14 protein-coding genes and 1 riboswitch are annotated in these 20,038 nt (G+C 60.9%); of the genes, 13 read left to right on the plus strand and 1 reads right to left on the minus strand.

The features are described 5' to 3' along the window. Positions 1 to 128 precede the first annotated feature (128 nt). The 12 genes from LC531_RS17030 to LC531_RS17085 all read left to right on the plus strand — a co-directional run bounded on the left by LC531_RS17030 (position 129) and on the right by LC531_RS17085 (position 17,550). Positions 129 to 3,128, plus strand: coding sequence for a DEAD/DEAH box helicase (locus tag LC531_RS17030; protein WP_223652391.1), 3,000 nt, complete (start codon positions 129 to 131; stop codon positions 3,126 to 3,128). 143 nt (positions 3,129 to 3,271) lie between these two features. Beyond that, positions 3,272 to 4,369, plus strand: coding sequence for an AAA family ATPase (locus LC531_RS17035; RefSeq protein WP_223652394.1), 1,098 nt, complete (start codon positions 3,272 to 3,274; stop codon positions 4,367 to 4,369). A 4-nt stretch (positions 4,370 to 4,373) separates the two neighbouring features. Then, on the plus strand, positions 4,374 to 4,964 hold the full coding sequence (locus LC531_RS17040) for a hypothetical protein (protein ID WP_223652396.1): 591 nt from the start codon (positions 4,374 to 4,376) through the stop codon (positions 4,962 to 4,964). Between the two features lie 85 nt (positions 4,965 to 5,049). Further along, the gene (locus LC531_RS17045) at positions 5,050 to 6,363 is read left to right on the plus strand and encodes a hypothetical protein (RefSeq protein ID WP_223652398.1); all 1,314 of its coding nucleotides are present in this window, start codon (positions 5,050 to 5,052) and stop codon (positions 6,361 to 6,363) included. A 9-nt stretch (positions 6,364 to 6,372) separates the two neighbouring features. Continuing rightward, positions 6,373 to 6,783, plus strand: coding sequence for a hypothetical protein (locus LC531_RS17050; protein ID WP_223652399.1), 411 nt, complete (start codon positions 6,373 to 6,375; stop codon positions 6,781 to 6,783). 101 nt (positions 6,784 to 6,884) lie between these two features. Beyond that, entirely contained in the window at positions 6,885 to 8,369 is a 1,485-nt protein-coding gene (locus LC531_RS17055; protein ID WP_223652401.1) for a hypothetical protein, read from the plus strand. A 211-nt stretch (positions 8,370 to 8,580) separates the two neighbouring features. Further along, complete coding sequence (locus tag LC531_RS17060) at positions 8,581 to 12,042, plus strand: hypothetical protein (protein WP_223652403.1); 3,462 nt, start codon at positions 8,581 to 8,583, stop codon at positions 12,040 to 12,042. Between the two features lie 3 nt (positions 12,043 to 12,045). Next, positions 12,046 to 13,332, plus strand: a complete 1,287-nt coding sequence (locus LC531_RS17065; RefSeq protein ID WP_223652405.1) for a hypothetical protein — start codon at positions 12,046 to 12,048, stop codon at positions 13,330 to 13,332. Positions 13,333 to 13,492: 160 nt separating this feature from the next. After that, a complete protein-coding gene (locus LC531_RS17070) occupies positions 13,493 to 14,986 on the plus strand; it encodes a hypothetical protein (protein ID WP_223652409.1) in 1,494 nt (497 codons plus the stop codon). Positions 14,987 to 15,084: 98 nt separating this feature from the next. After that, positions 15,085 to 15,765: an OmpA family protein gene (locus LC531_RS17075; protein WP_223652411.1), complete on the plus strand. Its 681-nt coding sequence runs from the start codon at positions 15,085 to 15,087 to the stop codon at positions 15,763 to 15,765. A 14-nt stretch (positions 15,766 to 15,779) separates the two neighbouring features. Continuing rightward, entirely contained in the window at positions 15,780 to 16,223 is a 444-nt protein-coding gene (locus tag LC531_RS17080; protein ID WP_223652413.1) for an SRPBCC family protein, read from the plus strand. A gap of 133 nt (positions 16,224 to 16,356) precedes the next feature. Next, positions 16,357 to 17,550 carry a class I SAM-dependent rRNA methyltransferase gene (locus LC531_RS17085; protein WP_223652415.1) on the plus strand — a complete coding sequence of 398 codons (1,194 nt, stop codon included), beginning with the start codon at positions 16,357 to 16,359 and terminating at the stop codon, positions 17,548 to 17,550. A 24-nt stretch (positions 17,551 to 17,574) separates the two neighbouring features. Here the strand turns inward: LC531_RS17085 and LC531_RS17090 are convergent, their stop codons facing one another. After that, the gene (locus tag LC531_RS17090) at positions 17,575 to 17,967 is read right to left on the minus strand and encodes an acyl-CoA thioesterase (protein WP_223652417.1); all 393 of its coding nucleotides are present in this window, start codon (positions 17,965 to 17,967) and stop codon (positions 17,575 to 17,577) included. 173 nt (positions 17,968 to 18,140) lie between these two features. Further along, a riboswitch (cobalamin riboswitch) is annotated at positions 18,141 to 18,351 on the minus strand. Positions 18,352 to 18,433: 82 nt separating this feature from the next. On the opposite strand from LC531_RS17090, the gene crtD reads away from it, so the two are divergent. Next, entirely contained in the window at positions 18,434 to 19,948 is a 1,515-nt protein-coding gene (gene crtD / locus LC531_RS17095; RefSeq protein ID WP_223652419.1) for a 1-hydroxycarotenoid 3,4-desaturase CrtD, read from the plus strand. The last annotated feature ends 90 nt before the right edge of the window (positions 19,949 to 20,038 follow it).

Below are 20,038 nucleotides of genomic sequence, written 5' to 3' on the forward strand. Positions count from 1 at the left end.
ATTGTCAGTGCAAGCGAAGTAACTGCAATTCCTACTCAGTCACTCAATCACTTAATTGCTCAATCATAAATTTTCTTTACCTTCTTACCCGAAATTCGTAGCTAACTTGCGCGCTCTCGTGCTCAGCTATGAATGTTTCTACTACGCTACCTTTCCAGCTTGTCTACTCGTTGTTCGCGCACGAGTACCTGGGCCACCTCTTTACGGCACACGTGGTGCAGCTGGGCCCGCGCGGGCAGCTCACCTTGCAGCACCAAACGGTTTCGGCCAAAAACGCGCCGGAATTTGCCGACGGGCTGGAGCGTGACGACTACGAGCTAATCAAGCTTTGCGACGAACTGCAGCAAGACGCAGTTATTAAGGAATTCTGGCCCCGTAAAATCACACCGGCCGAGTTTTTCCTAAAAATCTATAATCCTGACAAGGGCGATAAGCCCATGCAGGAGGCCGTAGGGCGCTACGTGCAGCAGCGCCTGGGCCGGCTACTGGCGGGCCTGCAAGGCAAGCACGTTTTCATTATGGGGCGCGATGGGGAGCCCACCTGGCGCGAGTTGAAGCTGGCCCCTACCCCCGCCTCAGTGCTGTTTCACTTCCGGCGCAACGACGAGGGCACGCACTATTTCCCAACTATTCAGTACCAGACTCAGAAGCTTGATTTTCAATTTAAGAATGCCGTACTGGTGTGCCAGCAGCCGGCCTGGCTGCTGGTGGACGACGTGCTCTACTGCTTCCGCCACGACGTGGACGGCCGCAAGCTGCAACCCTTTCTGAATAAGAAGTTTATCGTGGTGCCGCGGGCCGTGGAGAAGAGCTATTTTCAGAAGTTCGTGGCCCCGCTCATGGAGTCGTTCGACGTGCACGCCCGTGGCTTCGATATTCGCACTGAGCGCTACCTGGCCCGGCCGCAGCTCACGTTTTCGGACATGCCGCCCGGCCTGGCGGCAGGCGCGCCGGTGGTACCCGTGCGCCCGCCCGGCCCGCCCCGGCGCGGCCGCGTGCCGCTGCCCAAGCCGGTCGTAATTCCGGGCGCGGGTACCGACGAAGCACCGTTATTTTTCTCGCTCACCTTCCGCTATGGGGCCTACGACCTACCCCTTACCCCCCCGCGCCCCATGAGCGTACAGCTGGAGGAAGACGCTGACTCCTACATCTTTCGCCGCCTGCTGCGCTCAGCCAAGGAAGAAAACGAGCGCGCCGATGAGCTGCGCGAGCATGGCCTATCCCTCGATGCCGACGGCCACGCCACCTTGCCCAAAGCGGAGGCGTTTCGCTGGCTGCACGACCATGCGCCGGCCCTGGCCGCCCACGGCTTTCAGGTGCAGGGCGCGGCCTCGGCCAGCCAGGATTACTTCATTGGGCCGGTGCGGGTGGACGTGGGCATTGAGGAGCGTGGCGACTGGTTCGACGTGCGCGGCACGGTCTGGTTTGGCGAGTATGCGGTGCCGTTTATCCGGCTGCGACCCTACATCTTGCAGCGCCGCCGCGAGTATCGCCTGCCCAACGGCCAGGTCGCCTTCATCCCCGATGAGTGGTTTACGGACTACCTCGAGCTGTTCGCATTTGCCGAAGAAACCGAGGACCAGCCGCTATCGCTGCGCCGCCACCACTTATCGCTGGTCACTGATTTAGAGGCCGATAACCTAGCAACCGTGACCCTCACGCGCCGCCTCGAAAAGCTGCGCGACTTTGCCACCGTGGAGGAGCGGCCCCTACCCGTCGGCTTTCGGGGTACGCTGCGGCCCTACCAGCACGCGGGCTACAACTGGCTGCGTTTCGTGCAGGACTATCACCTCGGCGGCTGCCTGGCCGACGATATGGGTTTGGGCAAAAGCGTCCAAACGCTGGTTATGCTGCTGGAGCGCCAGGAAAGCGGCGCGGCAAAGGGCGCGGCCTCGCTCTTAGTATTACCTACTTCGCTGGTTCACAACTGGATAAACGAAGCACGTAAGTTTACGCCCGGCCTGCGGCTGCTGACTTATACTGGCACCTACCGCGACAAGAGCGTGGCGCAGTTTGCCGACTACGACATCGTGCTGACCAGCTACGGCATCGTGCGGTTGGATACCGAATTACTGGCCAGCTATCAGTTTGATTACGTCATACTTGACGAGTCGCAGGCCATCAAAAACCCCAGCTCGACCACCGCGCAGGCGGTGCGGCAGCTGCGGGCGCGGCACCGGCTCATCCTAACCGGCACGCCGGTCGAGAACTCCACGATGGACTTGTGGTCGCAGATGTCGTTCATCAATCCCGGCTTGCTGGGCACGCAGGCGTTTTTTCGGAAGGAATTCGTGAAGCCCATCGAGAAAAACCAGGACGAGAGCCGCACCCGCAAGCTGCACGCGCTCATCAAGCCCTTCGTATTGCGTCGTCACAAAGCGCAGGTAGCCAGCGAACTACCCGAGAAAACGATTCACCTCAGCTACTGCCCGCTCACCGACGAGCAGCAGCAGTTTTACGAGGAAACCAAGAGTTTCTACCGCAATAAAATAATGGAAACGCTGGACGGGCACGCCCCTACCCCCGCCGGCGGCACGCAGCTGATGCTATTGCAGGGCCTCACGCGCCTGCGCCAGATTGCCAACCACCCGCGCCTGGCCGATGCCGCCTACACCGGCGAATCGGGCAAGCTGCGCGAGGTGCTGCGGATGCTGCGCAGCGTGGTGGCCGAAGGCCACAAGGTCCTTGTTTTCAGCCAATTCGTGCAGCACCTGAGCCTGGTGCGCGCCGGCCTCGATGAGCGCCAGCTCGCCTACGCCTACCTCGACGGCCACACCCGCGACCGCCAGGCCGAGGTAGACCGCTTCCAGCAGGACCCCGATTTGCAGATTTTCCTCATTAGCCTCAAAGCCGGGGGGGTAGGACTCAACCTCACGGCCGCCGACTACGTGTTCATCCTGGACCCCTGGTGGAACCCGGCCGTGGAGGCCCAGGCTATCGACCGTGCCCACCGCATCGGCCAGCAGCGCCCGGTGTTCGTGTACAAGTTCATCAGCCAGGGCACGGTAGAGGAGAAAATTCTGGCCTTGCAAAAGCGTAAGCTACAGCTGGTAAGCGACTTGATAACCAATGACGAGGCCGTGATAAAGTCGCTGACGCGGGCCGATATTGAGGAATTGCTGGGGTAGGGCGCAGGGCGCGTGCGGAGATTAAGCCACGTATTCTCCGCAACTCTTGCGGAGAATACGTTTTCTGTTTTTCCGTAAATCACTTTGCCAACATCCGCCCGGCTTTGGCATTCTACCTTCGTGCGCCCTACCCCCCCCCTCCCATGCTCACCTCCCTTCGCATCCAGAACTTCCGCAGCATCCGCGACGCCTCGGTGAAGCTGGGGCAGGTAAATCTGTTTATCGGGCCGAATAATTCGGGGAAGTCGAATTATCTGAAGGGGGTTGAATTAATAGCAGGATTATTATCGAACAGTAATAAGGCCCCTCACGCGGGGCGAGATAACCTACCTAAGGAATTGCAGCATAGACCCTACGATTCCCCTGCGACAATGGCTTTTACTACAGTTGCGGACTTAACAGATGGCAAGCATACTGCTGTACTAACATGGTTAACTGATGATGTTATACAACAGAGAATTTTAATTCAAAAAAATTCCATCAAAATTCCACTTGATTCTAATCTAGGAATTATTAATGGAGAGTTTCAGTCTACTCCCCGCGAACTATATTCCATGACCAAGAATACTTTAATTTACAATACTAACCCTGAACGACTAAAAACCAGTAGTAATCTTCGTAGCATTAGTATCTTATCCCCAGATGGCGCTGACTTAGTTTTATTCTTATTCCACCTGGACCAAAATCATAAGCCGCATTTTAATCGCCTTGTAGATGACTTAAAGAATTGCGTGCAAGATATAGTTGCTATAACTACTCCTGCTGACCCAGATGAACCTGGCAAATTAAAGCTCAAATTTTTCGACCAAAAAGGCACTGCTTACTGGGCCGAGGAAGTCTCAGAAGGCGTTCTTTACTTCCTAGCTCTTCTTTGCATCGTCCACCAACCGGACCCGCCGAAGCTGTTGCTACTGGAAGAACCCGAAAAAGGAATTCACCCGCGCCGCATTAAGGAGGTAATGGATTTCATTTTTGAATTGGCTCGGTTACGCGACATTCAAATTATTCTTACCTCACACAGTCCCTACGTAGTAGACCATTTCGCCGATATTCCCGAGTGCATTTCAGTATTTGACCGGGAGAATGGTGAGACGGTAATTCACAATGCGGCTGACATTATTGCCGAAACCAATGCTAAGTTGGAAGCTGCTGGACAAGAGGCAATTCATTATACTGATGCGTTAGGAGAATACTGGGTATCTGGTTTTCTGGGTGGTGTGCCTGAAGTACTTGGTGCGTAAGGTAATGCGAGTACTTCAGTACGGTTTTTTCGGGGAAGACATTGCCCAACGGGAATTTCTGGCAGCTTATCTGCAATGCTATGAAACACCTGATGGCAGTACTTTATTTGATTCGGTAGCTTACTTCGGCAAGCAATTTGGTCCGATGAATAATAAGGTAGTGGACCGTCGTTGCGCTGATGCTTGCCGCGAGGCATTTGTACTTGGCTACCCAATAGTAGATTGGTTATTCATCGGGCGCGACGTTGATTCCTTTGAGTTCGCTTATCACGAAAAACGAGCAGCGGAACTCAGAGCTAAAATTCCGGTCCAATGGCATAACCGCACGGTGCTTATGTTACCGATGCAGTGCGCTGAGCATTGGCTTTTATACCTAGCTCAGTATCCTAGTAATGAACCTCTTGAGCGTAAGCCGAATAGCCAGGCAAAAGATGCGGTGTATGCCGACGCAGCTAAGACGAAGGAGACTATCAGAAAAGAGCTTCTCGCGACGCTTACTGTAGCGCGCGTTAATTGGATGGCTGAAGTATCGGTTAGTTTCCGGGCCTTTCATGAGCAGGTACAGCAATTTCTGACTAGACTGCCAGTAGAATAGATTCCCGCGCATATCCCCTTCCCGCCAAAAGCCGTTACTTGCGCTTTGAAGTGCCACACTCGTGGCCGGCTCAACCTACTGGCGTATGCGCACCCACCTCACGGCGGCTTTTCTGGCTTTTACTACCATCGGCGGCGCATTGCTCAGCAGCTGCGGCGAAGTGGATGACACTACAGGAACTTCTACCCCCCCGGCCACTGCGGCAAAGCCCGCGCCGGCCGCGCCTGATGCGTCGGCGCCGCTGCCGGCCAGGGTTTTTCTGGAATTATCGGGCGGAATGCGGGGCTTTATGCCGCAGAATACCACGGCCACTGAGCCCACGGCATTTCAGCAGCGCGTGGGGCAACTGGCGTCGCGCACCAACAGCAGCCCGGCAGTGGGCGAGGCGCAGTTCTGGCTGTCACTAAATAAAGCGCCGCAGAAAACCACCTACGCGCACTTCCGCGAGATTGTGCAGGGCGATACGCACGAGGCGGCGCTGGGCACCGAGCTGCCCGCCATGCTCGAAAATATCCTGGCCCTACCCGGCGCGGCCGACCAGGTGAACGTGATTGTCTCGGACTTCATATTTGGCCCTAAAAACCAGGCGACCAGCGCTTTGATGAACGTCAGCATTACTGATGCGCTGGCACCCGTCACCAAGAAAGGGCTGGCCGTGGCCGTGCTGGGCGAGACTTCGCGCTTCTACGGCAACTTCTTTCCGGCCGTGAAAACGCCGCATAAGCAGGTGGCGATGAAGGGCGAAACCCTACCCTACTATATCTGGGTTATCGGGCCGGCGGCGGCCGTGGGGCGCTACCTCAACGAGGTGCTGCCGCCTACCCCAGCCACCACGCAGCAGGCGTATTTCGGGCTGAGTTTCCCGCACGTGCCCTACGCGGCGGTGCTCACGCAGGTGCCGGCGGGCAGCCCGCTCGCGCCGGGCGGCAATGGGTCCATTTCATATGATGGCAAGGGCGTAAGTACGAATCTGGACGTTGACGGCGTTAAAGACGGCGTGGACTTTACCGTAGCTCTCGACCTGCGCCAATTGCCCGCCGCCTGGCGCGAGCCCGCCTTTTTGGCGAGCAGCTTGCAGGCGCAGGTACCGGGCGGCAGTGTGAAGCTGCTGCCGAATTCCGTTAAAACGACTGTCGGCGTGCCGCAATTAGCTGCTTATACCCACACCTTGCGCCTGCACCTCAGCGACTTCCCCAAGGGCGGCGGCCAACTGCGGCTGAGCCTGCCCGCGCCGGGCGTGCCGGCCTGGGTGGCCCAGCGCAGCACCCAGAACGACAACCAGCCCGGCCCAGTGCCGCACACCTACCGCCTCAGCGAGATTATGAGCGGCGTGCGCGAAGCCTTCCCGGCGGCCCTACCCCCCGTTTTCATCGCCACCTTCACCCTCGCCCAAGACTAGCCTTTCCTTATGCAGCAATTCTTTAACAGCCTCTACACCATTGGTACTAGCCTGTTTTACGACCGGAAATCGCCGATGTACGGGCTTTATAAGGCCGAGATTTTCAACACCGCCGGCTTCTACACGCTGCTCACGGCGCTGGCGCTGGTGGTAGTGTTTTACTACGTGTTCAACCACGCGGTGCCGGCCCTCACGCATCAAGGTTTGTACAAGCCCACGCACTGGCTGCTGACGCTGCTATTGGTGGCCGGCCTGGGGGCGTTGCTGGCTTACCGCGTGAGCATGGGCCAGGGCGCGGTGCGCGACCCGTACATGCGTTACTTCATCATTACCAACACGTTGGTAGCACCACTGTGGTATATTTTATTTTCAGTGATTCTGAAATGGGGCTCTAATCATGCCCGGCGCACGCCGTTTTAGACTGAAATTACGCAGAGGCCGTCTGTCATTGCTTCGCAGGCTCGCAATGACAGACGATTTACACAAATTATATCTCCCTCATCCTTTATACTAAACCCGTTTTGGCTCGACTTTTCATATTTGCCGTGGGCGGCACCGGGGCGCGAGTGCTGCGCTCGCTCACTATGCTGCTGGCCGCCGGGATGCGCCTGCCCGACTGCGACCAGGTTATCCCCGTGCTGGTGGACCCCGACACCCAGAACGGCGACGTGACCCGCACCGTGGACCTGCTCAAGCGCTACAAACGCATCCACGACGCGCTGCATCAGGATGGCCAACTCGCTAAGAATGAGGGCTTTTTTGGGCAGGATTTGACTACCTTGGCGCAGCTCAATACCTCGGGGGTAGAGGGATTACGCGACTCGTTCGTGTACGATTTTGGCGGCATTAATCAGTCGTTCAAGGACTTCATGCACTACAACGAGGCCAGCGTGGAGACGCGGGGGCTGCTCGATTTGCTGTTCACGCCCGACAGCCTCAACGCCAGCCTCGACCTGGGTTTTCGGGGCTCGCCCAACGTGGGCAGCGTGGTGCTCAACTCGTTGGTGCAGGCCAAGGAAATGCGTTACCTGGCCCAGAGCCTGAACCCCGACGACCGGGTATTTTTCATCAGCAGCATTTTTGGGGGTACGGGCGCGGCGGGCTTCCCGCTGCTGGTCAAGAACCTGCGTGACCCCGGCGTGGATTTGCCGCAACCCTCGGTGCGGGCTGCCGTGCCGGCCGGCGCGCTGGTGCTACTACCCTACTTCAAATTGCAGCAGCCTTCGGCTGAAGAAAAGCAAAACGGGCAGGATTTTATTGACTCCAATACCTTCATTACCAAGACGAAAACGGCGCTCAGCTACTACGCCGAGCACCTCGATGGGCTGGAGGCGCTTTACTACCTTGGCGACCAGGCGGGCCAGCCGCTACCCAACCATCCCGGCCGCGCCGAGCAGCGCAACCAGGCACATTTGGTGGAGGTGCTGGGCGCGCTGGCCATCCAGCATTTCCTGGGCCAGCCGACCAGCCAGCTCGACCGCGGCAGCCCAGCCTACCACGAGTTTGGCCTGAAAAGCGACGCGCCGACGGTGGACTTTGGGCAGTTCTCGCCGGCTCTGCGCCGCGAGGTGGCCCGGCCGATGATTCAGTTTCACTACTTCGCCCGGTATTTTAAACAGCATTTGCTGGAAGAAAAAAGCGCCCCGCTCTACAAGGGTGGCAAGCTGGGCCAGCACCTGCCCGCCAGCACCGGCCCACTGGCCGACCTCACTGATTTCTTCACCGAATACGAAAGCTGGCTGCGCGAGCTGGGCGTGAACGAGCGCCGCTTCGACGCCCTGCACCCCGACGAAACCGACTTCAATAAAATGGTGGCGGATAAGCCGATAAGCACCAGCTTCTTCAATAAAGGACTGAATGACGACGTGCTGCGCGCCGAGTTGAACAACGCGGTGGGCAAGACGAATCTGGACAACCCCGATGCAGCGCGGGCGCTGCGCTGGCTGGTCGAGGCGTTTAATACGGCTACCGAGAAGGTAGTGGAAAACAAGCTGCAATACTCGTAGCCCCGTTCACCTCACCCCCCGGCCCCCTCTCCCGTGGAGAGGGCGAGCCTGACGATTATTTACGTTTGCGCCGCCGTGGCTCCCCCTCTCCGCAGGAGAGGGGGCCGGGGGGTGAGGTAAGCCGGTCGGGCCGAAACCCAACTCGCAAAAAGCTATCAGCTAAGGGCCGCTCAAAGCCCTCCGCTACCAGCCAAAAGCTAACAAAACCAACATGGCTAAAATCCTGCGCCTGCACCGAACCGGCTCCAGCACCCACGAGGGTTGGGGTCGCACCGGCAAAATCGGCAAAAATGAAATTGACGGCCCCAGCGGCATCCAGGACCCCGAGGGGGGTAGGGCCGAGCGCGTGGCCGTGGCGATTCCGTCGCCCTTCGCCCGCCTGCATCTGGTGGAAACAGCGCTGGCTTACGTGGGCAGCCACCCCGGCCAGGCTGATTCGGTACATCACCGGCTGGTGGGGCAGTTTTGGGACTTGTGGGAGCTGGTGTTCAACTACTTCCAGCGGCGGCAGCCGGGGCAGCGGCTGAGCGTGCGCACCTGGAATAAAATCAACGAGCTGGCGCGGCTGGAGGCTAATCCAGCCACTAAGCCGCTGGCCCAAGCGCTGGCCTTATACCTGAACGACAAGCGTTTCGCCGCTATTACCGACCTCAACCTGCTGTATTTTCCGGGGGCTACCGCGCAGGATGCGCCGCAGCTGCTGGGCGGCACTTCGCCGCTCACGGTGTTTTTTTCGGCGCCGGCGGTGCGGGCGCTGCCGGTGCAGCGGCCCGAGGGCGGCGGCCACTATTTCGACGGGCGCTACGTGGCGTTGAGCCAGCGTGAGCAGGCGTTTCAGGATTTTATCTATCAGCAGTTTGTGGCCGATGCGGCGCTGGCGCGGCTGGCCCCGGCCGTGCGCGATGCGCTGGACCCTAATATCTTGACCAAGTGGGGCTTGGATGGCAATGCCCGGCTGGCCGACTACCCCTACCTCACTGACCAGGCCGGCAACCCGGTAGCGGTGGCCGGCGTGGCCGTGCGCGTGCGGCCCGATGAGGGCGTGGTGCGCAGCTCCGATTTTACCATTCGGCCCGACCGCGTGCCGGGTCCCGGCTGGCCGCTCCCTACCCCCCTGCCGCTGGTGCTACGCCCCGGCCTGCAAGCGCCGGGCAAGTTTTATTATAATAATTCGCTGCTCGGCGAGAGCGGCGGCAAGGTGCCGGCCGCCGATGCCCGCGCCCTGCCCGACCGCACGCTGCCGGGCCCTGAGCTGGCGTATCCCTACCTCACCCTCAACGACTTATTGGAAGAAACGCTGCTCACCGTGCCCTACGAGGTAGACGGCAGCCGCTTCGTGACCGGGCAGCTCAAAATAGCGCCCGGCTACCGGCCCACCTGCTGGCCGCTACTGCCGGTGAAGCCCTTGTATTTTGATTATTTTACGGCGGAGGAATTGGCTACGCAGCTCACGCTGGAGCTGGACCCGGCCTGCGTGCGGGTGCGCCTGCGCGTGCCGGTAGCGGGCGGCTTCACCGTTGATTATGAGCGCGCTTACTACCCCAACCCGCGCACCGAGGGCCTGGGCCGGCTGCTGGTGACCAACGTCGGGTTAGCGGTATTTCCCTTCGTCAAAATCACGGATGCGCCGACGCTCAATGACTTCTACAAAGTCATGCTGGTGGATGCCAACAACATTGACCCCAGCCTGGTGAACAAGCCGGTGGAGCTGCAATTTGGAGTGCAGGGGCGGCTGCTGTCGGCCACCGGCACCGAGCAGAGCGCCACCGCCTACCGCCGTACGGCCAAAACCAGCACCGACGAGGGCAGCACCTACTACGAAATCAAGGGCACGCCCTTCGATTACGCGCTGGTGACGAGCCCCGCGCCGGCCGCCGGGCAGGCGCTGGTGGTACCCAGGTGGCGCGAGGTGCGCCAGGGCACCAAGGAATTTCGCTTCGCCATCGACTTTGGCACCACGAACACCCACGTGGCCTACCACGATGGGCCGAGCCAGCCACCGCAGCCGTTCAGCTTCGGGCCGGATGATTCGGCGGTAGCGCTTCTCAAGAAATCGTCGGAAGAAACTGATTATCAGGCTTACGAGCAGTTGTATCGTGGCGTGGAGGAAGACCCGGCGCACGGCATCCAGCTGCGGCGCTGGCAGCGCTACCAGCAGCGCGAGTTCGTGCCGGCCTTCGTGGGCGCGGGCGGCTCGCCCTACCAGTTTCCCATTCGCACGGCGACCAGCGAGGCGGCAACCTTTTCCATTGAACCGCCGCGGTTGCTGGCCAATGTGAACGTGGGCTTCGGCATTAATACAGAAGAGGAAACCAACGACTCGTACCACACCAACCTGAAATGGGGCGAAAACAACGAGGCGGCCCGCCACCGGGTGCGGGTATTTTTCCGCGAGATGTTGCTGTTGTTCAAGTATAAAGCGGCGCTGCACGGCGGCAACGTGGGCGCGACGCAGGTGGTGTGGTTCGCGCCGCTCAGCTTCTCGGCGTTCAGCCGCGACTTATACCAGCGCGAGTGGGACACGCTGTTTAAGGAGATTTTCCACACGCAGCGCGGCACGACTTACCTGCCGGAATCGTCGGCCCCGTACTTTTTCCTGACCAGGCGCGGCCTCGTGACGCCCGGCCCCGGCGAGAACGCGGCCTTTATTGATATTGGTGGCGGCACCTCTGATGTACTGTTTTATTCGGACCAAACTGATAATCCCGGTGGGGCGCGGCGGCACCATCCGGCGTTCAGCACCTCGTTTCGCTTTGCGGGCAATGAGCTGTGGGGCGACGGCGCGGCCGACGTGCGCGGCACCAAGGACAACGGGCTGGTGCGCTTCGGTCTCGACAGCATTCGGGCGCATCCCCTACCCCACACCAAGGCCGCCGAGCTGGCCGTGAAGTGCCTGGCCGTGGTGGAAGCTAATCCCACTTTCGGCTCGGAAGAAGTTGCCAGTCTACTCTTTAATTACGAGCGCGAGTTCCAGTTTGGCGAGCGGCTGCTGCTGGCGCAGCATCTGCGGGTGCTGTTTTACCTGCATTTTGGGGCCATCGTGTACCATTTGGGGCAGGTGACGGCCGCGCGCGGGCTGGCCGCGCCGCGCTACCTGTGCTTCACGGGGCGCGGCAGCTTGTATCTGCGCCTGCTATGCCCCAGCAACTTACGGCCGCTGGAGCAGGTGGCCAGCCTCATCCTGAGCAAGGTGATGGGCACGCCCGCGCCGGCCAATTTCAAAATCGTGCTGGCCGACGACCCCAAGCAAACTACCGCCAACGGCGGCGTGCTGGCCACCGGCCTCGACGCCGAAAGCACCGCCGAGGTGCCGCCCATTGTGCAGCCCATCGGCACGGGCGCGACTGATGCGGCCGAGAACCGCCCGCTCTACCCCGCCGATATTACGGAGGACGTCAAAAACGCCGTTATCGCCAACGTAGAGCAGTGCCTGAAACTCTTGCTCACCGACCCCGACCTCACGGCCGCCATGCTCAACCTGGGCATCAAAAACCCGCCCGGCCTGGTGCTGCGCGAGCTGACCGCCGCCCTGGCCGACTCGTTCAACCTGGGCCGGCAGCGCTACGCCAACACGCTGCCGGCCGGCGAGCCAATTCCCGAAACGCTGTTTTTCCTACCCCTCAAGCACGCGCTGTATGTGCTCTCGCAGGTGCTGCACGGGTCGGCTACTTAACCCATGATGAAGCGAATCAGCTATCGGACAACACGTTGGATATTAGGCGTGGGGTTATTGGGCCTGAGCCACCTCGGCGCGGCGCAAACCGCGCCTACCCCCGACGACAGCATTAAGGGCCGGCTGTGGACGGCCACGGCCGAGCGCATCTGGGCCGATGCCAAACCGAAGCAAAAGCAGCCCGCGCCCTGGCCCACGGTGCAGGCGTTTAAGAAATGGCTGGCCGCCAATCCGGCTGACAAGTCGGAGCTGGGACTGCTGCGCGCCGATGTGGTCAATAGCTTCGGCGCGGGCACCAGGGCTACCCCCGTCGAGGTTGCCCGAGCTATTATAAGCCAGCTTACGCAGCGCCAGCAGAGCGGGCAGGGCCGCCTGGCCCGCGTGAAGGCATCGCTATTGGGCGCGGACCTTGCGCCGCTGACGCAGGCCAGTGGTGGGGCCGCGCCCGCGCCCGCCGCGCCCAGGCCCACCACTGGCACGACTACCGTTACGGCGGTGCCGGGGGCCGGGGGTATAACGGTCTTGCCCGCTAATCCTGACTCCATTACCAACCAGCCGATTAGGACCCCTGACCCGGCTTCTACTTTCATTTCTACGCCGGTCACGCCAACTTATTTCGGGCTGACGCCTTTGCAGGCCGCTATTGTACTGCTGATACTAGGCGGGCTGGCCGGCCTGGCATTCGGCCAGAATATGCGCCGCCCTGGCCGCGGGCGGCGGCGCTCATACGCCGGCCCTACCCCCCCTGCCGAACCCGCTACCTCACCCGCCATGAACTCCCCGGAATATCGCAAGCTGCACCAGCAGAACCTGAATTTGAAAGCTGATTTGCGCCAGCTAAAAAAACAACTAGCCGATTTACAAGTACGCCTGCCGGGCGCGCCGCCTACCCCCCCGCCCGCCGTCGAAGCCGCGCCAGCCGCCGAGCTGACAGTGGAGGAGTTGGTGGGCGCGTCGGCTCCTACCCCCCCTTCGGCCACGCGCTACGGCCCGGTGCAGGAAACGCCCTTCGTGGAAGAGCGCAAGCTCGTGAACGCGCCCCTGCCCCAGCTCGCGCTGATGCTGACCGTGAACCCGCGCCAGCCCGACCAGGCCACCTTCACCCTCAACCCGCAGGTGGACCAGGTCCGCCTCATCGGCGACGGCCTCACGCGGCTACAAAAATTCTTCGACTACGACCCGCCGCTGGGCGGCCGCATCACGGCGGTAGCGGCCGTGCGGCCGGGCCGGCTACAACGTCAAGACTCCGGCTGGCAAGTGGTGGAGCGGGCGCGGCTGAGTATTAGCTAAGGAGAATTGCAAACCCACCTGTTCCGCCCGTCATTGCGAACGTAGCGCGGCAATCGCCCTAGGACGACACCCGAACGATTTCGTTCTGGAGCGATTGCCGCGCTACGCTCGCAATGACGGGCGGGGCCACTTCCAAGGATTTTACTCTAGCTTGCGCGCTATGGCCGCTATTCAAGTCGTTGAAATTATCCTCATTCTGGGGCTGATTTTCTGGCAGATTTCTGTTTTCATCCTCAATCGGCGGCTCATTCAGCGGGTGCAGTTCATGTACCCCGAAGGAGGCCAGCTGGGCGTGCAGGCTGTGGACGCCGCGACCGGCCGGCCGGCTGCCAACGGCGCGGGCACCCACACCTACGACGCCCTGACGGTGGGCCGCGCCAGCCCCGAATTCAGCGGCCTCATCAAGGACACCAACGATTATTTGTGGGCCAACAAGGGTGCAGCGGCCGATTTCAACACCCTGCGCGACATCTCGGAGCGCGAGGCCGACCTGCTCGACCAGGAGATTGACGCGCAGATTTCGACCCCGCTGTACCTGGGCCTGCTGGGCACTTTTCTGGGCGCCATTTTGGGATTGATTGCCTTGGTCAATCCGTTTGGCGACGCGCCCACGGCGGCGGGCGGCGCGTCGTTCAACAACGCCGACGTGACGCACTTTCTGGGCGGCATTCTCATCGCGATGAGCGGCAGCTTTACCGGCCTGCTGCTCACGCTGGCCAGCAACCAGCTGCTGAAATCGGCCCGCGCCACTCGCGACCGCCTCAAAAACGGCTATTACAATTTCCTGCAAAAGGCGCTCCTACCCCGCCTCAACTCGGACATGCAGGCCAGCATGAGCAATTTAAAGTCCGTGCTGGACACCTTTAATAATGACTTCTTCTCGAAGATTCAGGCTGACTTTTTCTCGAAAATCGCGGAGTTTACGCCGCTCATCAGCAGCATCACGGAGAATGTCAGCGTGCAGAAAAACTTCCTCGAAAAGCTGCAGCAGATTGGCTACACCGAGCTGGCGAATGCCACCATCAAGGTTTTTGATAGGGTAGATGAGAGCGCGGCTTCCTTCGAGAAATTTCTGGGCTACCAGCAGGCCCTGAACGTGGCCGTGAGCGAGGGTGCCAGCACGGCGCGCACCATTACGGCGCTACTCGACCGCCTCGGCAGCCTCGAAAAAGCCCTCGACCAGGTGCCCGGCTACCTAGCCCAGCACGACGCCCGCATTCGGGAGCAGGCGCAGTTTTTTGGCGAGCACCAGGCCATTTTGGCCAAAATTAGCCAGGGCGTAGGCCAGGCGTTGAGTGAAGACGCCGCCCAGATGAACCGCGTGCTGGCCCGCCGCCGCGACGAGTTTGAGGCCGAAGCCCAGTCCGCCCACGCGCAGTGGAGTGCCCACTTCCGGCAGCTCAACCAGGACAATGTGTACCAAAAAATAGTGGAGTACCTCTCACCCTTCCAGCAGCTGCCCGAGCAGCAGCAGCGGCTCAACCAGCTGCAGGAGGTGCAGGCGCTGCGCAGCGCCCAGGCCCTGCAAGCCTTGCAACAGCCGCTGGAGCAAAACCGCCGCATCCAGGAGGAGCTGCTACGCCAGACCGAGCGCACCAACGCGGTGCTCGAAAAGCTTACCAGCCGCAACTGGCTCCAGCGCATGGTGGGGTAGCAAGCGTGTAGAGACGCGACCCTTCGCGTCTCTGGGCGCGTGAACGATTGTGCGCTGAAAAGAGACGCGAAGGGTCGCGTCTCTACATTCCTTCCGCTATGAAGCAAAGCAAAGACTTTTTCTGGCCCAGCTACGTCGATTTGATGACGGCGCTGTTCCTGACTATGCTGGTGCTGTTCGTGCTGAGCTACAAGCTTTTCAACGACAAGCAGCAGGGCCTCATCGCGGCCAATGCCAAGCTGGAAGTGCAGCTCAAGGAAAAGAAAAAACTAGACGAGATAAAGGAAGCGCTCAAACGGCTCGACAACTCGCGCTATTTCACTTATAACAAGGGCTATAAGCGCTATGAGTTGAACTTCGACGTGCTGTTTCAGCCCGGCCGCTACGACTTGCCGGCGGCGGCGCGGCAGCCGCTCATCGAGGCCGGGCAGTTCCTGCTGCGCCAAGTGCAGAGCTTGCGCAACGACGGCATTCAGTACCTCGTCATCATCGAGGGTAGGGCGGCGATGAACCCCAACTTTCCGCTCGATGCCCCGCAAAACGCCGACCAGCAGGCCGCGCGCGAGCTGAGCTACAACCGGGCGCTGGCCGTGGTGTATTTGTGGCAACAGGCTGGCATTCAGTTTCCGAAGAATATTGAGGTAATTCCGGCGGGCAGCGGCTACCGGGGCGCGGGGCGCTACAGCGGCTACGCCAAGGAGCAACTCAACAAGCGCTTCATCATCCAGATTCAGCCCAAAATCGGCTCGCTCGATGCCCAGCCCCTACCCCCGCGCTAGCCGTATAGCCGGCTATGCACCTCCTCCTGCGCTTTCCGGTGGCCCAGCCGCCCGCCGCGGTCCTGGCCGGCTTCACCCGCGAGCTATTCGTGGCCTTGGCCCCGCCGTTTCCGAAGTTTCACCTCATCCGCTACGACGGCAATAACACCGGCGATACGGTTATTATCGAGCTGCAAGTGGGCCCCAAGCGCTGGCGCTGGACTTCGCTCATCACGGATAATGGCGCGCTGCCCGATGGCACCCACTACTTCGTGGATGAGGGCAAAATCTTGCCCGCGCCGCTGCGGCAGTGGCGGCACCGCCACCTCATCGAGCCCGCGCCGGGGGGTAGGGGCAGCGTCATTGTGGAGGATATTCATTTCAGCACCGGCCGCCGCTGGCTCGACTGGCTGATTCGGCCAGCCCTGTGGGCGCAGTTCAAGCTGCGCGGGCCGGTGTACCGGCGTTGGTTTAGGTAATGCATACTGTAAAAAAGGTCATCATGCAGACCGCAGGGTCGCCTCTCGCTCGCCTCGTTGAATGAAGCGGGCGAGAGGCGACCCTGCGGTCTGCATGACGACCTTTGTGCCCCGCAATTCATAATTAGTAGCCATGCCTACCACCGTCGTCCTCAAAAACGGAAAAGACCACTCCCTGCGCCGCCGCCATCCCTGGGTTTTTTCGGGGGCCATTACCCGCGCGGTGGGCGAGCCGCAGGAAGGCGAGGCGGTGCGCGTCGAAACCCAATCGGGCGAAGTGCTGGGGGTAGGGCACTACTCGGGCAGCGGCTCCATCGCGGTGCGGATGCTGGATTTTGGGCCGGAAGCCGAACTCCCTACACCTGATTTTTGGGTGAAGCGCCTGACCAACGCCTACGCGCTGCGCCAGCGCCTGGGCCTCACGGGCACGGCCGATACCAACGTTTTTCGCCTCGTGCACGCCGAGGGCGACGGCCTGCCGGGCCTCATCATCGACGTGTATGGCGATGTGGCCGTGGTGCAGGCGCACAGCGTGGGCATGTACCGCGCCCGCCCCGAAATAGCTGACGCCCTGAAAGTTGTGTTTGGTGATAAGCTGCGCGCCATCTACGACAAGAGCGCCGAAACCACGCCCGGCCACGCCGTGGGCGACAACAAGAACGGCTACCTCTTCGGCGCGAGCACCGGCGCGGAGCACCTGGTGCACGAAAACGGCCACCAGTTTGCCGTGGACTGGGAGACGGGCCAGAAAACCGGCTTCTTCATCGACCAGCGCGACAACCGCGCCCTGCTGGCCCGCTACTCGGCCGGCCGCCGCGTGCTCAACACGTTTTGCTACACCGGCGGCTTCTCGGTGTATGCCCTGGAGGCCGGTGCCGAGCTGGTGCATTCCGTCGATAGCAGTAAGAAGGCCATTGCCTTAACCGAGCGCAATGCCGAGCTTTCGCACCACGCCGACCGCCACGCCGCCTACCCCGACGACGTGCTCACGTTCCTCAAAAGCCACTCGGCCGAGTACGACCTGCTGGTGCTCGACCCGCCCGCTTTTGCCAAGCACCAGAGCGCCCGCCACGCCGCCCTCATGGGATACAAGCGCCTGAATGCGGCCGGCATTGCGCACCTCGCGCCGGGCGGGTTGCTCTTCACGTTCTCGTGCTCGCAAGTCGTTAGTCCCGAGTTGTTTGAGGGCGCGGTGCTGGCCGCCGCCATCGAAGCCGGGCGGCCGGCGCGCATCCTGCACCGCCTCACGCAGCCCGCCGACCACCCGGTGAGCCTCTTTCACCCCGAAGGTGCGTACTTGAAGGGCCTCGTGCTGGCGGTAGAGTAGTAGCGCGGACTCTGCGAGTCCGCGCTACACTGGCCGGATGGGGGTAGGTCGCCGGTTCTCGTCCACGGCCACGAAAGTGAAGGAGCCGGTCACGGCCAGCAGACGGTCCTCGGAGTACATCTGCTCCACAAATAATTCGACCCGCACTTGCAGGCTGGTGGTGCCCACGCGCACCACGTTGCCGATGAGCTCGACCAGCGTGCCGCCTGGAATAGGATGCGTAAAATCCACTTTATCAGAGGATACCGTTACCATTTTGAGGCGCGAGAAGCGGGTGGCCGTGATGAAGGCCACCTCGTCCATCAGGTGCAGGGTGGCGCCGCCGAACAGCGTGTCGTAATGGTTGACAGTATTCGGGAAAACGGCTTTGAAGATGCGCGTTTCGGCGCGGGCAATCTGGTCGGCGAGGGCTGGCATGGGGGGTAGGGATAAAGGGAAAGTCACGGCGCGCCGCGCTACGTTTCCCTACCCCCTCTTTTCCTTTTAAAGCCCTCATTCAGACCTAGCTACGCCCGCCCCGGCGGCCGCGCACGCGCAACAGCCGGCCGCCGGCGTGCCAAACCTGATGCGGAACCCCAAAGCGCGGAGGTGGCATCAAATGGCGGCCGGCAGGTCTCCTGACTCTGTGCCGGCCGGCAGCCCGTCCTTCTCAGCCGGCCCGGGGGCCCGCCAATGGAACACGAGGAGCTGCGGCCACGAAGGCACTTACAGTAGCGCGTCTGTGCGGGAGTTGCACCCGCTTCCCTTTTCATTCCGGCTCCTCACGAGGAAAAACCGAAAACCGGCCGCTGGTTGATTTCTTGAAAAATCGTAGCAGCAGTAAACCGCCGCGAAGGTAGCGCGTATTTTCGGCGGGCCGGGCCAAACTTATCCCCCGGCCGTGGTGGTTAAAGACTTAGTGTTTACGAAAAAGAAAACTTTCTCCCCGCGCCAGCCCGTGGCCATTATCGGGGCGGGCGTGGCCGGGCTGGCCGCCGCGGCGCGGCTGGCGGTGGCCGGGCACCCGGTCACGGTATTTGAGGCCAGCGGCTCGTTTGGGGGCAAAATGCACCAGTTCAGCCTGCCCGGCGGCTACCGCTTTGATGCTGGGCCGTCGCTGTTCACGCTGCCACAGCTGGTGGACGACGTGTTTCGGCTGGCCCACCGCGACCCGGCCGACTACTTCCGCTACGAGCGCCTCGACCCCATCACCAACTACTTTTTTGCCGATGGCACGCGCCTCACCGCCTGGGCCGACGCGCCCAAATTCGCGGCCGAAGTGGAGCAGAAGCTAGGCGTGCCGGCGGCGGCCGTGGCGCAGTTTCTGATGCGCAGCGGCCGGGCCTACGACGCCACAGCGGGCACTTTTTTGCATAAGTCACTGCACAAAGCCAGTACCTATTTCAGCGCCGAAACGCTAAAAGCGGTGGCCGCCCTACCCTCCCTCGGCCTCACGGGCACCATGCACGCGCGCCACTCAACAGCCTTTGGCCAGGATGCGCGCCTGGTGCAACTCTTTGACCGGTACGCTACTTACAACGGATCCGACCCGTACCAGGCACCGGCCACGCTCTCGCTCATTCCGCACCTAGAGCACGGCATCGGCGCGTTTTACCCCGAGGGCGGCATCTACGCCATTGCCAGCAGCCTGCACCGGCTGGGCGCGGAGTTTGGGGTGAAATTTAGATTTAATGAGCCGGTGCGAGAGATTTTGACGGCCGGCGACCTTATTACCGGCGTGCGCACCGACCAAGATGTATATGACTTCGGCTTGGTGGTCAGTAACATGGACGTAGTGCCGACGTATCGCCGCCTCCTACCCCACCAGCCTGCGCCGGAGCGCACCCTGGGCCAGCCGCGCTCGTCGTCGGCACTGATTTTTTATTGGGGGGTAGGGCGCGAATTTTCCGAGCTGGATTTGCACAACATCTTTTTCTCGGCTGATTACAAGGCGGAGTTCGACGCGATTTTCCAGGAGAAAACCGTGGCCGACGACGTAACGGTGTACGTCAACATCACGAGCAAGAAAACGCCCACCGACGCGCCGCCCGGCCACGAAAACTGGTTTGTGATGGTGAACGTGCCCCACGACGAGGGCCAGGACTGGGCCGCCCTCACGGCCCACACGCGCCGCGTGGTGCTGGCCAAGCTCAATCGGGCATTGAATATTGATTTAGAGCCGCTTATTCAAGCCGAAAAAGTGTGGACGCCGCCCGGCATCGCAGCCGATACGTCGTCGTTTGGAGGTGCTTTGTATGGCAGCTCCAGCAACAACGCGCTGGCGGCTTTTTTGCGGCATCCTAATTTTTCGGGCCGGCTGGCGGGGCTGTACTTTTGCGGCGGCTCGGTGCATCCGGGCGGCGGCATTCCGCTGTGTTTACTTTCGGCCAAAATTGTCGCCGAGCTAATTACTAAATAAGTTAAGAGTTAAGAGTTAAGAGTTAGGAGTTGAAAAAAGTGGCTAGCCGAAGCAACCATCTTCAACCCTTAACTCTTAACCTTTACCTTT

Source organism: Hymenobacter psoromatis (genome assembly GCF_020012125.1).
In the GTDB taxonomy this organism is placed as follows: Bacteria; Bacteroidota; Bacteroidia; order Cytophagales; family Hymenobacteraceae; genus Hymenobacter; species Hymenobacter psoromatis.

Excerpts from the sequence above, each read along its gene's own strand:
- LC531_RS17030 (WP_223652391.1), top strand. The coding sequence starts at position 129 with ATGAATGTTTCTACTACGCTACCTTTCCAGCTTGTCTACTCGTTGTTC.
- LC531_RS17085 (WP_223652415.1), top strand. The coding sequence starts at position 16,357 with ATGCCTACCACCGTCGTCCTCAAAAACGGAAAAGACCACTCCCTGCGC.
- LC531_RS17045 (WP_223652398.1), top strand. The coding sequence starts at position 5,050 with ATGCGCACCCACCTCACGGCGGCTTTTCTGGCTTTTACTACCATCGGC.
- LC531_RS17075 (WP_223652411.1), top strand. The coding sequence starts at position 15,085 with ATGAAGCAAAGCAAAGACTTTTTCTGGCCCAGCTACGTCGATTTGATG.
- LC531_RS17040 (WP_223652396.1), top strand. The coding sequence starts at position 4,374 with ATGCGAGTACTTCAGTACGGTTTTTTCGGGGAAGACATTGCCCAACGG.
- LC531_RS17035 (WP_223652394.1), top strand. The coding sequence starts at position 3,272 with ATGCTCACCTCCCTTCGCATCCAGAACTTCCGCAGCATCCGCGACGCC.
- LC531_RS17090 (WP_223652417.1), bottom strand. The coding sequence starts at position 17,967 with ATGCCAGCCCTCGCCGACCAGATTGCCCGCGCCGAAACGCGCATCTTC.
- LC531_RS17060 (WP_223652403.1), top strand. The coding sequence starts at position 8,581 with ATGGCTAAAATCCTGCGCCTGCACCGAACCGGCTCCAGCACCCACGAG.
- LC531_RS17070 (WP_223652409.1), top strand. The coding sequence starts at position 13,493 with ATGGCCGCTATTCAAGTCGTTGAAATTATCCTCATTCTGGGGCTGATT.
- LC531_RS17050 (WP_223652399.1), top strand. The coding sequence starts at position 6,373 with ATGCAGCAATTCTTTAACAGCCTCTACACCATTGGTACTAGCCTGTTT.
- LC531_RS17080 (WP_223652413.1), top strand. The coding sequence starts at position 15,780 with ATGCACCTCCTCCTGCGCTTTCCGGTGGCCCAGCCGCCCGCCGCGGTC.
- LC531_RS17065 (WP_223652405.1), top strand. The coding sequence starts at position 12,046 with ATGATGAAGCGAATCAGCTATCGGACAACACGTTGGATATTAGGCGTG.